This is a genomic window from Rhodoferax sp. (genome assembly GCF_034520025.1).
GTDB lineage: Bacteria > Pseudomonadota > Gammaproteobacteria > Burkholderiales > Burkholderiaceae_C > Allorhodoferax.
In genome coordinates this window covers 163,824-177,876 of the sequence record NZ_JAXHNZ010000002.1, presented here as the reverse complement: position 1 = coordinate 177,876, position 14,053 = coordinate 163,824, and the positions used below count along the sequence as shown (strand labels likewise).

General features: G+C 57.7%; 12 protein-coding genes. 4 read left to right on the top strand and 8 right to left on the bottom strand.

From position 1 onward, the window contains the following. Positions 1–48: 48 nt before the first annotated feature. The 3 genes from U5L73_RS09160 to U5L73_RS09150 form a co-directional block, all read right to left on the bottom strand. Positions 49–546, bottom strand: coding sequence for a chemotaxis protein CheW (locus tag U5L73_RS09160; protein ID WP_322562085.1), 498 nt, complete (start codon positions 544–546; stop codon positions 49–51). 187 nt (positions 547–733) lie between these two features. Further along, a complete protein-coding gene (locus U5L73_RS09155; protein ID WP_322562084.1) occupies positions 734–1,471 on the bottom strand; it encodes a response regulator transcription factor in 738 nt (245 codons plus the stop codon). Continuing rightward, complete coding sequence (locus U5L73_RS09150) at positions 1,468–3,081, bottom strand: HAMP domain-containing sensor histidine kinase (protein WP_322562083.1); 1,614 nt, start codon at positions 3,079–3,081, stop codon at positions 1,468–1,470. The genes U5L73_RS09155 and U5L73_RS09150 overlap by 4 nt, the downstream gene beginning before the upstream one ends. A 265-nt stretch (positions 3,082–3,346) precedes the next feature. Between U5L73_RS09150 and U5L73_RS09145 the strand changes: the two genes are divergently transcribed. After that, on the top strand, positions 3,347–3,829 hold the full coding sequence (locus U5L73_RS09145; protein WP_322562082.1) for a hypothetical protein: 483 nt from the start codon (positions 3,347–3,349) through the stop codon (positions 3,827–3,829). Positions 3,830–3,958: 129 nt separating this feature from the next. Here the strand turns inward: U5L73_RS09145 and ppa are convergent, their stop codons facing one another. Then, positions 3,959–4,489, bottom strand: a complete 531-nt coding sequence (gene ppa / locus U5L73_RS09140; RefSeq protein WP_322562081.1) for an inorganic diphosphatase — start codon at positions 4,487–4,489, stop codon at positions 3,959–3,961. A 229-nt stretch (positions 4,490–4,718) separates the two neighbouring features. Here ppa and U5L73_RS09135 point away from each other — a divergent pair, with 229 nt between their 5' ends. Both U5L73_RS09135 and U5L73_RS09130 read left to right on the top strand, forming a co-directional pair. Further along, positions 4,719–6,773, top strand: coding sequence for a sodium-translocating pyrophosphatase (locus tag U5L73_RS09135; RefSeq protein ID WP_322562080.1), 2,055 nt, complete (start codon positions 4,719–4,721; stop codon positions 6,771–6,773). 112 nt (positions 6,774–6,885) lie between these two features. Beyond that, positions 6,886–7,524, top strand: a complete 639-nt coding sequence (locus tag U5L73_RS09130; protein WP_322562079.1) for a response regulator transcription factor — start codon at positions 6,886–6,888, stop codon at positions 7,522–7,524. Here U5L73_RS09130 and U5L73_RS09125 read toward each other — a convergent pair. The 3 genes from U5L73_RS09125 to U5L73_RS09115 are packed head-to-tail and all read right to left on the bottom strand — an operon-like array spanning position 7,500 to position 12,443. After that, entirely contained in the window at positions 7,500–9,458 is a 1,959-nt protein-coding gene (locus tag U5L73_RS09125; RefSeq protein ID WP_322562078.1) for an ATP-binding protein, read from the bottom strand. The genes U5L73_RS09130 and U5L73_RS09125 overlap by 25 nt on opposite strands. After that, a complete protein-coding gene (locus U5L73_RS09120; protein WP_322562077.1) occupies positions 9,455–10,393 on the bottom strand; it encodes an ABC transporter substrate-binding protein in 939 nt (312 codons plus the stop codon). Before U5L73_RS09120 ends, U5L73_RS09125 begins: the two co-directional genes overlap by 4 nt. A gap of 4 nt (positions 10,394–10,397) precedes the next feature. Next, entirely contained in the window at positions 10,398–12,443 is a 2,046-nt protein-coding gene (locus U5L73_RS09115) for a TonB-dependent receptor plug domain-containing protein (RefSeq protein WP_322562076.1), read from the bottom strand. Positions 12,444–12,501: 58 nt separating this feature from the next. On the opposite strand from U5L73_RS09115, the gene moaA reads away from it, so the two are divergent. Next, entirely contained in the window at positions 12,502–13,596 is a 1,095-nt protein-coding gene (gene moaA, locus U5L73_RS09110) for a GTP 3',8-cyclase MoaA (protein WP_416221287.1), read from the top strand. On the opposite strand, the gene rnhA is transcribed toward moaA, so the two are convergent. Next, on the bottom strand, positions 13,593–14,048 hold the full coding sequence (gene rnhA / locus U5L73_RS09105; RefSeq protein WP_322563479.1) for a ribonuclease HI: 456 nt from the start codon (positions 14,046–14,048) through the stop codon (positions 13,593–13,595). The genes moaA and rnhA overlap by 4 nt on opposite strands. Positions 14,049–14,053: the final 5 nt, after the last annotated feature.

Sequence of the window (14,053 nt, the reverse complement as noted above, 5' to 3'; positions counted from 1 at the left end):
TTGTTTAAGCAGCTTGCTGAGCCGCAATTTAACGCACTGCGCGCCAGCTCACACCATTTTTGGCAATATCGCGAGGCCGCTGTGGCCCATGAGTGTCTCTATGTTCATCACGATCAGCAAACGCTCCTGCAAGGTCACCAGTCCGACAATGAACGGCGCCTCCATGGCCCCATCAAATTGGGGCGCGGGCTTCACCGACTCTTGCTCTAAATTCACCACGTCAGACACACCGTCCACCACGGCACCCATGGTGCTGCCCAAGATGTTCAAGATCACCACCACCGTGGCGTCGTTATAGGTCACTGTCGGGAGTTGCAGCTTCAAACGCAGGTCGACGATGGGCACGATGACACCCCTGAGATTGATCACGCCCTTCACGAAGCTCGGGGAATGGACCATCTTGGTCGGCATTTCATAGGAGCGAATCTCTTGCACCTGCCGGATGTCGATCGCATATTCCTCGGTGCCCAAACGCAAAGTCAAATACTCGCCCGATAAAACCGGGCTGGATCCCTGCGTGAGGGTGTGGGTCAGCGTCGCATCCATAAAGCTCCAAATTTAATTTAAATGTTTTTTAACAAATATTTTGTTTTATGATACACCGGGGACAAAATCTTGGAAAGCTTGACGCAACGCGCTCGAATTCATATCGACCGTTGCCCTAGCGCCTAAAGCAAAAGAAGCGGTGTAAATCGCGCTATCCGTGTCAGGAGCGTGGTTGACAGATACGCTGTCAGCCAATAGGCCGTGGCCCCGTGTGACTAACGGCCGGCGATTCCAAACGGTACCCCAGACCGCGAACAGTGTGAATCATCGGAACTGCATGGCCGTCGTCAATTTTGCTGCGCAAGCGGCGAATGTAGACGTCCACCACATTGGTCAGCGGATCCTCACTGGCCCCCCACACATTCGAAAGAATGCGCTCGCGGCTGAACAGGCGGCCCGGTGCACTCATCATCAGCTCCAAGAGGGCTAGTTCGCGTGCAGTGAGCGCCAGGATCTGCCCGCTCCGGCTAGCTTGCATGCGCTCCCGGTCGAACACCAAGTCCCCCACTACCAGCCGAGCGCTTGCCACCGGCACCACTTCCCGCCCCCGCCGGGACAGGGACTCCAGGCGGGCCAACAATTCATCGAAATCGAAGGGTTTGGCCAGATAGTCATCAGCGCCCAAACGCAGGCCGGCCACCCTGTCTTCCACGGCTCCCAGCGCCGACAACATCAGGATCGGTAGTGCCACACCCTCTGCCCGCAAGGTCTGGCAGATCTCAAGGCCACTCATGCCTGGCAGCATCAAATCCAAAACCAATACACAAGAAGGGCCGTGGGCGTTCCGCTCGCGCGCGACCCGGCGCGCCAGCTCCAAGCCCTCGGGGCCCGTCGATGCGACCTCGACCCTGTGCCCTTCAGCGCGCAGGCCACGGCTCAAAAAATCTGCGATCCGGGGATCGTCTTCAATCACAAAAACATTCATGCCAAAGGCCCACCGATCAACGCTTGCGAAACCAGTGGCAAACGCAACACCGCCCGGGTCCCCGCTTGGTTGCTGTGCAACTGCAATTGGCCGCCGTGGGCATCGGCCAAAGCCCGGGCAATCGACAAGCCCAGTCCGCTCCCATCCGGCGAATGCTCGCGCGCAGCGGTCCCGCGGAAACGGCGCTCGAACACCCGCCCCAACTCGTCTGTCGGGATACCAATCCCGTCGTCCGACACCACCACCTGCACCGCAATTGGGTGACCCGCGCTATCAGTTTCAGACTCCACCGTCAGGGTGACCTGCCCGCAGGGGCGTGAGTAGCGCGTGGCGTTATCCAGCAAGACACCTAAGAGTTGACGAAGGCGCAGCGAATCGCCAGACACCATGTGCTGCCCGGTTGAAGCCGGTGGCGGGCCCAGCCGAAGGCCCAACCGAGTGGCTGTTGCGCTCACTTGTGCCAATGCATCGGCCGCCAACTCATCCATATCCACGGCTTCGCGCACCAGGGATAAGCCGTCCATATCGCTGCGCGCCATGGCCAGCAAATCGTCAATCACCGCCCCCAGCTGACGGGCAGTGCTGACGATCCGGCCCAAGGCTTCGCGGTATTCGCTGGCAGGCTTATCTATACCGCGCAAGGTAATCTCCGCCTCCCCACGGATCACGGTGGTGGGTGTGCGCAGCTCGTGGCTGATGTCGGCAAAAAGGCGGCGCCGCTGGCTATCGACCTTGCGCAAGGAGGCCAACGCGTCGGCCAATTCAGCCGTGCGGGCTGCGACCAAGTCTTCGAGCCGCTGGCGTTGTACCGACTCACGCTCGCGATGCTGCTCGAGCTCTGCGGCCAGGGCATTCACACTTTGAGCCACGCTGGCAAATTCGTCGTGCCCCACTAGGGGTATGCGGTGGGAAAGCTTTCCACTCTGGAGGGCTTGCGCCCCCTCATTGAGCTGCAGCAAGGGGTAGCGCAATGCACGGCCAAAGTAGACCGCAGCGATCAGCGTAGCCCCCGCGAGCACCGCAGCAGCGCCCAGCCACAACCAGCGCACCCACGCCAGGGTGGTGTCAGCCGCTGCACGCTCACGTTGCACTGCGGCCCCCTCCCGGGCAATGTTTTCGGCAATCAACATGCGCATCTCCCCATCGTCTGCCATGTCAAAAACCCGGGCCAACAAGAGGCTGTGCTGCCCCGATGGCAACCCACGGCCAGTGACTTGCGCCTGGGCCTTGGCAGCTGTGCGACCGAGCTCTGCAATGCTTTCTTCCAGCGTGGCCAAGGCGGCTGATCGGCGCCGGTACTCCTCGACCGCAAAGCTGCCGCTGTCGAGCTCCATCGCCTGCACGGAAAGAACTTTCAAGCGCTGCAATGTCCCTTGCATGGCGGATTGCAATTCGGCGCGGGCTCCGTCGTCCACCTTGACACCCAGCTGCACTTGGGCGATCCAGGTCCGCAGGCGCTGCTTTTGCGCCGACAACTGAATAAACCCCGTGGCGATATCACTAGCCACACGGCCGCGCAGCACTTGCCGCTCGCTCACTGCGAGCGAAGCCGCCGCCAAGAGCGCGGCAAACACCACGATGGATGCAAAGAGAGAGAGAACAAGAGTCAAACGGCGCCGGAACATGCCGGAACTGTCTGCGAAGGCGCGGATGCGAAGTGGTGTTCATCTGGCGTTCATCTCAGCGTCAGCGATTGCTCATCTGACCGTCAGACCGGTTTCAAGTGGGGGGGCTCCAATCACGCCGTGGCAGCGTAAGGCGCTGCAACATGCACCATTTTCTGAACATAACCGGAGTTGCTTAATGAAAACCATGCTTTTGACAGGTATCAGCGCACTGATGTTGGCCGGCACTGCCTAGGCGCAAATCGCCATCGTGAACCAGACCATCAGTCCCACCGAAGTGCAGGCCGCACAGCAGGCGTGGTGCAAGGCCTTGGTCGACATCAGCAAGACACACGCTACCAGCGGCCAACCCGCTGCTAAAGCGCTGGCTGAAAAAGTGATCGACTCCGCCTACGGCTATCAAATGGGCGCTGTGCTATTCAAACCGACATTGACAGTCAACCCGCAAACCTTCCGCACCACCCGGGCTGGCGCATTGGCCTATTTTGTGGGCGGGGATGCTGCGTACCCCAAAGACACCAGCTTTGCCCTCAAAGGCTGGACCCAGTGTGAAATCTCCAATGCCGGCATTTTCATCACTGGCAACAGCGCAACCAGCATGGGCAAAGTGAGCTTCACCGGCAAGGACGGCAAAATCACAACCGTGGACAAGACTTGGGGCTATGTACGAGACGACGCAGGCAAACTGCGCATCACGCTGCACCACTCTTCGCTGGAATACAGCGGCAGCTAAGCGTTTGGTAATTACCACCCTGCACCCCGTTTGCAGGCCCGCGCCATAAAAATAGCGCCCCACAGAGCGATCTGTGGGGCGCTATTCTTTTGGTAGCACCCCACGTAAGTTACGCGGGGGCGAATAGGCTTATTGCTGGTTATATGCGGCAATGCCGTCCAGAATTTCTTTGTGGGCCTCGTCCTTGCCGCCCCAACCTTGCACCTTGACCCACTTGCCGGGGTCCAGGTCTTTGTAGTGCTCAAAGAAGTGCTCAATCGCCTTCAGGCGCATCGGGTTCAAATCTTCCAGCGATTGCCAGCGGGAGTACAGGGGCAGGATCTTGTCGGTAGGCACGGCCAACACCTTGCCATCCATGCCGCCTTCGTCTTCCATCTTCAGGATGCCAATAGCGCGGCAAGGCACCACGACGCCTGGAGGCAAGGGAACCGGGGTGATCACCAACACATCGACCGGGTCACCATCACCGGCGATGGTCTTGGGCACATAGCCGTAGTTGGTGGGGTAATGCATTGCGGTGTTCATGAAACGATCCACAAAAATGCAGCCGGAGGCCTTGTCCACTTCGTATTTGATCGGGTCGCCGTTCATCGAAATCTCGATGATCACGTTGAACGAATCAGGGACTTTATTACCGGGGGTCACGTTGTCTAAGGACATGCAATCTCTCTTTGTTTGAGTTGAAACAGGAAACGGGTGGATTAACAAGGATTTTACTGACTTGGCACTTTCGTTTTCGCCCCATCGGCCTCAAAGCGCGCTACATTGATCCCGTTGGCCAATCAACGCCCCTTGACCTGCCGTCCAGGCGCAATGAAGAAGCAACGCAGCGGGGACAACCGTGGCGTTGCTCCCACCTTTGCGACTCAGCCATCAAGGAGTGCTCGATATGACAGGCAACACTGCACTGGTACTGGCGTTTGGTTCTGGCCTGATTGCCGTGATTTACGGTGTCTGGGCACGACGCTGGATTCTTTCCCAAGACCCGGGGAATGCGCGCATGCAAGAGATTGCAGCCGCCATTCAAACCGGAGCGGCCGCCTACCTGGCACGCCAATACAAGACCATCACATGGGTTGGCGTCGCGCTGACGATCCTTATTGGTGTTTTTCTGGACAGTCTTTCCGCGATCGGCTTTGTGTTGGGTGCCGTGCTCTCGGGGGCGTGTGGCTTTATCGGGATGAATGTGTCAGTGCGGGCCAATGTGCGCACTGCACAGGCAGCCACCCGTGGCATAGGCCCGGCTTTGGAAGTGGCCTTCCGGGGTGGCGCCATCACCGGCATGCTGGTGGTGGGCCTGGGACTGCTGGGGGTGACCGGCTTCTATTGGTTTTTGGTGCCGGATGGTGCAGTGACTGCGGCCAAGCTCAATCCGCTGATCGGTTTTGCATTCGGCTCGTCGCTGATTTCCATTTTTGCGCGCCTTGGTGGCGGAATTTTCACCAAAGGCGCTGACGTCGGCGCCGACCTCGTCGGCAAGGTGGAAGCTGGCATCCCGGAAGACGACCCGCGCAACCCCGCCGTAATTGCTGACAATGTGGGAGACAACGTCGGTGACTGTGCAGGCATGGCCGCCGACCTGTTTGAGACCTATGCAGTTACGCTGATCGCCACTATGGTTTTAGGAGCACTCCTCGCAAGCAGTGCGGGCGCAAACGCTGTTTTATACCCACTTGTTTTGGGGGCAGTATCCATTGTGGCGTCCATCATCGGCTGCTTCTTTGTCAAGGCCTCGCCGGACATGAAAAACGTGATGCCTGCCCTGTACAAGGGCTTGGCGGTTGCCGGCACGTTGTCTTTGATAGCGTTTTATTTTGTGACCCAATCGATGATTGCAGACAACGCCTTGGGCGGCACCGGTGCTACCAGCAAGCTCTTTGGCGCCTGTGCTGTCGGCTTGGTATTGACCGCAGCGCTGGTTTGGATCACCGAGTACTACACCGGCACACAATACGCGCCGGTGCAGCACATTGCACAGGCCTCGACAACCGGCCACGGCACCAACATCATTGCGGGCTTGGGCGTATCCATGCGCTCTACGGCCTGGCCGGTGGTGTTTGTGTGTATCGCGATCTATACAGCCTATGCGCTGGCAGGGTTGTACGGCATTGCCATCGCCGCCACTTCCATGCTCAGCATGGCCGGCATTGTGGTGGCATTGGACGCCTACGGCCCCATCACCGACAACGCAGGCGGTATTGCTGAAATGGCGGAGCTACCCGCCAGCGTACGCGACGTCACAGACCCACTGGACGCTGTCGGCAACACGACCAAAGCGGTCACCAAGGGGTACGCCATCGGCTCCGCAGGCTTGGCCGCACTGGTGCTGTTTGCCGACTACACCCATAAGCTGGATGCCTATGGCAAACACATCAGCTTTGACCTGAGCAATCCCATGGTGATCATCGGGCTGTTTGTTGGTGGCCTGATCCCCTACCTTTTCGGCGCTATGGCCATGGAAGCGGTCGGGCGGGCGGCAGGCTCGGTGGTGGTCGAGGTTCGTCGCCAGTTCAAAGAGATCAAGGGCATCATGGACGGTAGCGGCAAACCCGAATACTACACGGCCGTAGACATGCTCACCACCGCCGCTATCAAAGAGATGATGATCCCGTCTCTCTTACCGGTGGTTGCACCCATTGTGGTTGGCTTGGCTTTGGGGCCCGAGGCCTTGGGCGGCTTGCTGATGGGAACCATCGTGACCGGCTTGTTCGTGGCCATCTCCATGTGCACCGGCGGAGGCGCCTGGGATAACGCCAAAAAATACATCGAAGACGGGCATCACGGAGGCAAGGGCTCCGAAACGCACAAGGCGGCCGTTACCGGTGACACTGTCGGCGACCCCTACAAAGACACCGCTGGTCCTGCCATTAACCCGCTGATCAAGATCATCAATATCGTCGCTTTACTGATCGTCCCTTTGATGATGAAAATACACGGCGGTTGATATCGGATACCGGTGATGCACTGCGCAAAACTGTTCTTCAAGAGACAGGCAGATGACTACCTTGCGCTAATATCTAAAGGGAAGCAATTTAAGCATCGATGAAGAGACTGAAGTGAAAATTCTTGTGATCGACGACCACGCCTTGGTGCGTGAAGGACTGCATCAGGTTCTGAAAGGACTGGACGAGGACGCCGTGGTGCTCCAAGCGGGTACTTGCGCTCGCGGTTTTGAGTTGTCTGCAGAACATGCCGACTTGGACCTGGTTCTGCTGGACTATCACTTGCCCGACATGACCGGCTTGGCTGCACTCGACATCTTCGGAAAGCGCCATCCTGAGCTCCCGATCGTCATGCTGTCCGGCTCCGCGAATACTCAAATCATGCGGCAAGTACTGCAAAACGGTGCTTCCGGCTTCGTGACCAAATCCACGTTGAGCGACGAGTTGCTCCACGCCGTCCGCTTGGTACTGAATGGCGATGTGTACTCCCCACGAGAATTGGACGCACCTCCAGCGGTGGGGCTACAGGAAGACCTCAACAACAAGCCGCCCCTGACGCAACGTCAAGAGTTGGTGTTGCGCGAGCTATTGGATGGCCGCTCCAACAAAGAAATCGGGACGAGCTTGAATGTGTCCGACGAAACGGTCAAAACCCATGTGGCGGCCATCTTGCGTTATTTTGATGTGCAAAACCGGACGCAAGCTGTCGTTGCCGCAGCTCGCAGCGGTTACCGCCCTGCCACCAGCTCTTGAGTGTGGGCCTCGGCATCCGAGGCATTGCTGATCGCCAAACGACGCATCAAGCTGCGAAGCTTAGCCGGCCGAACGGGCTTGTGCAAAAGCGTCAAGTTGCGGGCTTTGGCTGCATGCAACAAATTGGCGTCGGTATCGCCACTCATGAGGCAAGCGGCAATCGGCCTGCGAGAGTGTGCGCGGACCATATCGATAACGTCCATCCCGTTGCGATCCTCTCCCAAGCGGAAATCCGAGAGTACCAAGTCAGGGGCCGGATAGGCGTTGACAAAATCCAAGGCCTGCTGAACGTTGGCTGCGGCATTGACCACGCAGCCCCAGGATTGGAGCAAGCTCTGCAGCGCCTCTAATGCGAATCCATCGTCCTCAACAATCAGGATTCGCATCCCCTCGAGCTCACCGCCTTGGGGCGAAAGCGTTAATGGCGCAGGTGCTGAAAACTCTTGCGGCAGAGCCCTGGGTAACACGATGGAAAACCGGGTCCCGCAACCTAAATCAGAGCGCAGGCTGATGCTATGGCCCAGTAGCTTGACGGTACGCTCCACAATATTCAGGCCGAGGCCCAAGCCCTGTGTACGGTCGCGGCCGCTATTACCGACTTGGTAAAACTCCCGGAAGATTTCTTGCTGGTGCTCAGGCGAAATACCGATACCGCTGTCTGCCACATCAATCCGCAAACTGGTACCGCCATCGATCACACGGCATGCCACCAACACCGTACCTTGCTCGGTGTAGCGCACCGCGTTGTTAGCAAGGTTCATGACCACCCGCTGTAATAGAACAGGGTCGCTGAGAAACCACTCCTGCGTGGACCGGATGCGCAAGCGCAGCCCTTTGCTACTGGCCAGAAGCACCAACGCCTTGTGCACTGCCTGAAACAGCTTGTCCAAAGGTGCCTCAGTGCGGTGCACCTGCACAGCCCCTGCGTCCAAGCGGGACACATCGAGCAACCCATCCAACAAATCCTGCATGGAAGACACCGACGCTTCGAGGCTGTCCACGACCTGGCGGGCAGAACTATCCAAGGGAAGTTGACCCAAGCGGGCGACAAACATACCTAAAGCGTGCGTAGGCTGGCGCAGGTCGTGGCTTGCTGCGGCCAAAAAACGCGATTTGGCAAGGGTGGCGCTTTCCGCCTCTTCTTTTTTGAGGCGCAACTCGCGGGTCGCGACTTCCACGCGGTATTCCAACTCCTCGCGCCCCCATGCCAAACGCTGGGCCATTTGGTTGAGACGGGTCTGCAAATCAAACAAAGGGTCTGAAGGCAGCGCCTCAGAGCTCGGATTCAAATCACCCTCGCCAATGCGCTCAATCGCGCGCGATACCCGCATTACGGGCCCGATCACTCCCTCCCCGAGCCGGGAGGCCAACCATCCGCCCAACATCAGCCCCACCAGCCCGATACCGAGTGCGACCAGCAACGTCTCTTGCCCGCTTTGATCCAGTCGATCCCGTGACACCTCCAGCACCACATATCCCAAAACGTTGCTGTTCAACCCTTGGGTGGGCGCAGAATAAAAGTCATCCAACGCAACATTGCTGGTCCACACTCGCTCCCAGTACACATCGACCCCAAGCCGCTTCTGGCGCGCAATGTAATTGGGCCCCATCGCCTCGGGCAGCTCTGCGTAACGGGTTTCACCTGCCTTCGCCAAGACCTGCCCGTTGCCATTGAAAATGGCAATTGAGCGCACATCCGACTCTGTTTTCAGACCGCTTGCGATGGCTTGCAGACTCGCAGCATTCCCCGAGAACAAACCATACTCACTGGCCCGCGCCAGTTGTTGAACGATCAATCGCGCACGCGTGGTGTGCGCCGAATCCAGATCAGAGACACGGGTCGTCCAGAAAACGGCCATCAAGGCCAGCACCACCAAAAACACCGGTGTAATGGCCGCCAGCAACATGCGAAAGCGGATCCCCTGGAATCTCATGGGCGACGCTCCGAACGCTTGAGCCGCTCTGTCAAAGAGCGCTCGTCCAGCACCAGGTCCAGCGAACGGGCGACTTGCTCGTTCAACACCACAGTGAACTCCGTCGGATATTGCAGTGAAATCCCCGTGTTGCCCGTCAAATGTGTCCTAGCGATTGCAAAAGCTTGAATACCGATTTGCCTTGGCGTGCTGTTCAAAGACATGAGTGCCCCGGCCCGCACATAGGCCGGTGAAAAGGCGATGACCGGCACACGAGCCCGATAGGTCGCAAGCAACACATTAGATATGGTAGATCCGTTGTAAACCTTGGAGTCAGGAACTGCCAACAGCACATCGGTATCGTCCAAGACCGCCTTCAAAGCAGAAAACAGGGTCCCTGAGCCACCAACGTGACCACTGACCAACTCCATGCCCTTTGATTGCAGAGCCGACTGCAGTGTCGGGCTCTGTTGATTGGACTCCGAACCGAACAAAACGCCCACCCTTCTTGTACTGGGGAGCGCAAGACGCATCAATTCGACTTGACGACTGAAAGGCTGATCCAGGTACACCGCGCTGACAGAGGTTTGCGATTTGGAGGGTGCCTCCCGCAAAATACGCTCCATGCCAGCGCGCGGAATCAGCGAGGCCACCACCGGCACCCGCACATCGAGCGCCAAAACGCTAGCCAATGCATCACTGCCCAACGTCATGACAACCCGTGCACCTTGAAGGAGCTCAGCCTTTTGGAGGCGGCTATCGCTAAGATAAGTAATCGACGGCTGTGCGCGCTCAGGGTAAGCGCGCGTAAATTCAAGGGCAATGGTTTGGGCAGTTTCTACGTGGCCTGCCGTCTTTTCGCTGCTGACGATGACCAAATCGGCCGCTTGCACCTGCGCGAACACACTGATCGATAGGACCCAGCCAACGATAAAGTGAATAGCGCGCAAACCCATTGGTTCAGAGCTCGGCTTTCAAGGTTACGAACGCGCGACGATCGAAGAAGAATTTTTTGTCGCCGTCACGAACCGGCTGATCCAAGTTTTGGATCACCAGCGACAGTTCGGCCTTGCGGCCGGACAGGCGGAAGGGTTTTGCAATCCGAAGATCTGTGCGGGCAATGTTGTAGAGCAGCTTGTTCTCCGACATCAGGGCAATATCTTCTGACTGGGCGTGCATCAGTGAGACCACATATCCGTTGTTGAAGGCGTAGCTCCCGGTCAAAGACATCGCATACCGTGCAGCACCTCGAAGGACCCGCAGTTGCTCTACCCCGGAAATATGGGTCCAGGTCTGCGTCACCATCAGGAGGGAGGGGGCCGATGGCTTCCATTGAAGCTGGTGCTCCAAACCTTGGATACGATAGTTTTGGATATTCTGATGGTCGTTGGGACTGACGAAGTCATCCGGTTGATCGATCCGCCTTGGCCGCTCTATACCGTCGGTAATCCGCTCATCAAAAATCCTCACGTCTCCAGACAAACCGTGTGCAGGCAGTGCCAGGTTGTATCCAAGTTCACGGCTCTCAATTTTCTCAGGCCCCACATTGCCGCTGCTCAATACGGTAGTGATCGGGTTTTTACCGCTTTGGTCATAGTATCGAACGGCAGCATATTTCTCAAAAGCACTGGGAGGCCTGAACGCAGTGGACACGCCGGCCCTCAAGGTATGCCCCTGAGATACATGCCAATTCAGCATCAATCGCGGAGACACGGTCTTCCCGACCAGTTCACTTTGCTCAAGCATCACGCCACTATTGAGAATCCACGCCGGCAAAGGCCTCCACTCCAAATTGCCAAACAGGCGTTGGAAGTCTGTAGTGACGCGTCCCCTGCCATCAAAGGTCGACGGGGATGTCAAAACTTCTTTGCGCAGCTCAGCCCCCCACACCGATCTCCATTGCGGATTCAACACCGTGGTGTGTTGCAGGGAGACCGCTTGGTTTACTTCGTGCCCGCTAAAGTCCACCGGAATCCCGAAGTAATTAGTGCCCGCGTTGTTACTGAGGTAAGGAAAAACATCCCTGTGGGTGTTTTCAGTATGGGAAAGCGAAACTTTCAAATCCTGCTCAGGTGTCAAAATTTTGTGCCAATCTGCTTGCACAAATTGCGCCCCAATAAATCGACTGCGCTCAGGGTTTCCAGGTGAGTCCGCATTTCCGCGTCCGGCATCTATTCCCGCACTGCCCGCTCGTAACTCCAGCTCCAAACCGCTTTCAAGAGCAAGCGCACCAGTGACATTCACCAGCGAGACCCGGTTCACCCCGTAGGCTGACCGCAAGCCCATGTCACCCCGCGTGTCCGCCGACACCCGATAGGCATGGTCTGAATCCCCCCAACCGGTGCTGACAAATACGTCTGCCACACCGCTATCCCCGGCACTCACCCTCGCTCGTGATCCGGTTGTTTCGCGAACATCGCGAGAAATAATGTTGATTACGCCTAAAAAGGCGCGCGCGCCATAGGCGGCGGAATTGGAACCCCGCAATATCTCAATGCGCTCAATATCGTCCATTGCCAATGCTTGCAGACCGAGCCCTGCCGAGCCTAGCAGGTGGCCCGAATACACCGAACGGCCGTCTATCAGTACCTGAATGCGGTTGGCCCAGTCGTTATTGCGACCGTGGTAGCTGGCCATGGGCGCATCCGTTTCAAACGACGTCGTTGTCTGAAAACCGGGAACGAGGCGTAGCAAATCCGTAATGTCACGCGCACCCGAAATACGGATGAAGTGGCGGTCGAAGATAGTAACTGCGCCGGGAGCTTCGTCTACCGGTTGTGCGAGACGGGAAACCGATAAAACGACCGGAATGTCACTCATGAAATCACGTTCGGACACCGCCACGGGTCCAGTTTGCTCTGCAGCAACCCAAGGAGATACCAATGTCAGTAACATTACGGTGATAGATGGCTTCATGGTGTTCGATCCAACAACGATTGCTATTCTTTCTGCAGCAGATTTTGCCCTGATTACGGCGACATTGACGAACATTCCTACAAACCGCATGGCAAGCTCTATCCAACGCGTTTTCCCACTGATTGACAGACGAACCCTCGGGTTTCCCATGACATCGCAACCCGCAGGCACCCCGAGGTCGGCGACCGCAGCACCGACCTTGGACACCCTCGGGCGACGCTTGAGGGACCTGAGAATAAGCGTCACTGACCGCTGTAACTTCAGATGCAGCTATTGCATGCCGAAGGAAGTATTTCACAAAGACTACCCTTACCTCCCTCACCAGGATCTGCTGAGTTTTGAAGAGATCACGCGAGTCGCCCGACAGTTCGTAGCTCTGGGAGTTCAAAAGATCCGCCTGACGGGCGGGGAGCCGCTCTTGCGTAAAAATCTCGAAGCGCTGATCGAACAACTGGCGACCATACCCACTCCATCGGGCCAGCCCCTGGACATTACCCTCACCACCAATGGCTCTGTGCTTGCAAAGAAAGCCGCTTCGCTCCAGCGTGCAGGCCTGCGACGAGTCACCGTGAGCCTCGATGGCTTGGATGACAAAGTCTTCCAAGCCATGAATGACGTGGCATTCCCGGTCCGGGATGTCCTTTTGGGCATTGAAGCAGCGCAAAAAGCGGGCTTGGGCCCCATCAAAGTGAACATGGTGGTCAAGCGCGGCACCAATGAACAAGAAATCCTGCCTATGGCACGGCACTTCAAAGGCACAGGTGTCGCACTCCGCTTCATCGAATACATGGATGTCGGTGCAACCAATGGCTGGCAAATGGACCAGGTAGTGCCGAGCAGCGAAGTGCTAAAGCGAATTCGGGCAGAGATGCCCCTCATCGCCCTAGAGAGCACACAGTCGGGCGAAACCGCGCAGCGTTGGGGCTACACAGATGCCGCCGGGCGGCACGACCCGACAGCTGGTGAGGTGGGCTTTATCAGCAGCGTGACGCAAGCGTTCTGCGGGGACTGCAACCGGGCCCGCTTGTCTACCGAAGGGCAACTCTACCTCTGTCTTTTTGCCGGCCAAGGCCATGATTTGCGTTCACTTTTGCGCTCCGGAGCGGATGACCAGCAGCTGCAAGGCGCCATTGCCCGTGTGTGGGGCGCGCGAGAAGACCAGTACTCCGCACAACGGGGGGCCGAGCCCAAAGGGGCCGGTACGGCCACCCGCCGCGTTGAGATGAGCTATATCGGCGGCTAGCTCCGCTGGCGCAGCGCCTGCTCTACGCCACGGTTGGCCAGTCCGTCGGCACGTTCGTTACCCGGGTCTCCGGCGTGCCCCTTGACCCAGCGCCAATCAATTTTGTGGCCTGCCGTACTCACCAAAGTGTCCAAGCGCTGCCACAAATCCACATTTTTAACCGGTTGCTTAGAAGCTGTTTTCCAGCCCTTGGCCTTCCAGCCTTGCAGCCACTCCGTGATGCCTTTCAAGACGTATTGACTGTCAATATGCAAGGTCACGTCGCAGGGTCGCTTCAGTGCGGTTAATGCCTCGATCACCGCCATCATTTCCATGCGGTTATTGGTCGTACCCAGTTCGCCGCCTGACAGCTCCTTTTCGGTGCCGTCGGCAGACCGGAGCAGCACGCCCCAACCCCCGGGCCCCGGATTGCCCTTGCAGGCACCATCGGTGTAAATCACCACTTTCGCCATCAACT

Excerpts from the sequence above, each read along its gene's own strand:
- U5L73_RS09160 (WP_322562085.1), bottom strand. The coding sequence starts at position 546 with ATGGATGCGACGCTGACCCACACCCTCACGCAGGGATCCAGCCCGGTT.
- U5L73_RS09155 (WP_322562084.1), bottom strand. The coding sequence starts at position 1,471 with ATGAATGTTTTTGTGATTGAAGACGATCCCCGGATCGCAGATTTTTTG.
- ppa (WP_322562081.1), bottom strand. The coding sequence starts at position 4,489 with ATGTCCTTAGACAACGTGACCCCCGGTAATAAAGTCCCTGATTCGTTC.
- U5L73_RS09135 (WP_322562080.1), top strand. The coding sequence starts at position 4,719 with ATGACAGGCAACACTGCACTGGTACTGGCGTTTGGTTCTGGCCTGATT.
- U5L73_RS09125 (WP_322562078.1), bottom strand. The coding sequence starts at position 9,458 with ATGAGATTCCAGGGGATCCGCTTTCGCATGTTGCTGGCGGCCATTACA.
- U5L73_RS09120 (WP_322562077.1), bottom strand. The coding sequence starts at position 10,393 with ATGGGTTTGCGCGCTATTCACTTTATCGTTGGCTGGGTCCTATCGATC.
- U5L73_RS09115 (WP_322562076.1), bottom strand. The coding sequence starts at position 12,443 with ATGCGGTTTGTAGGAATGTTCGTCAATGTCGCCGTAATCAGGGCAAAA.
- moaA (WP_416221287.1), top strand. The coding sequence starts at position 12,502 with ATGACATCGCAACCCGCAGGCACCCCGAGGTCGGCGACCGCAGCACCG.
- rnhA (WP_322563479.1), bottom strand. The coding sequence starts at position 14,048 with ATGGCGAAAGTGGTGATTTACACCGATGGTGCCTGCAAGGGCAATCCG.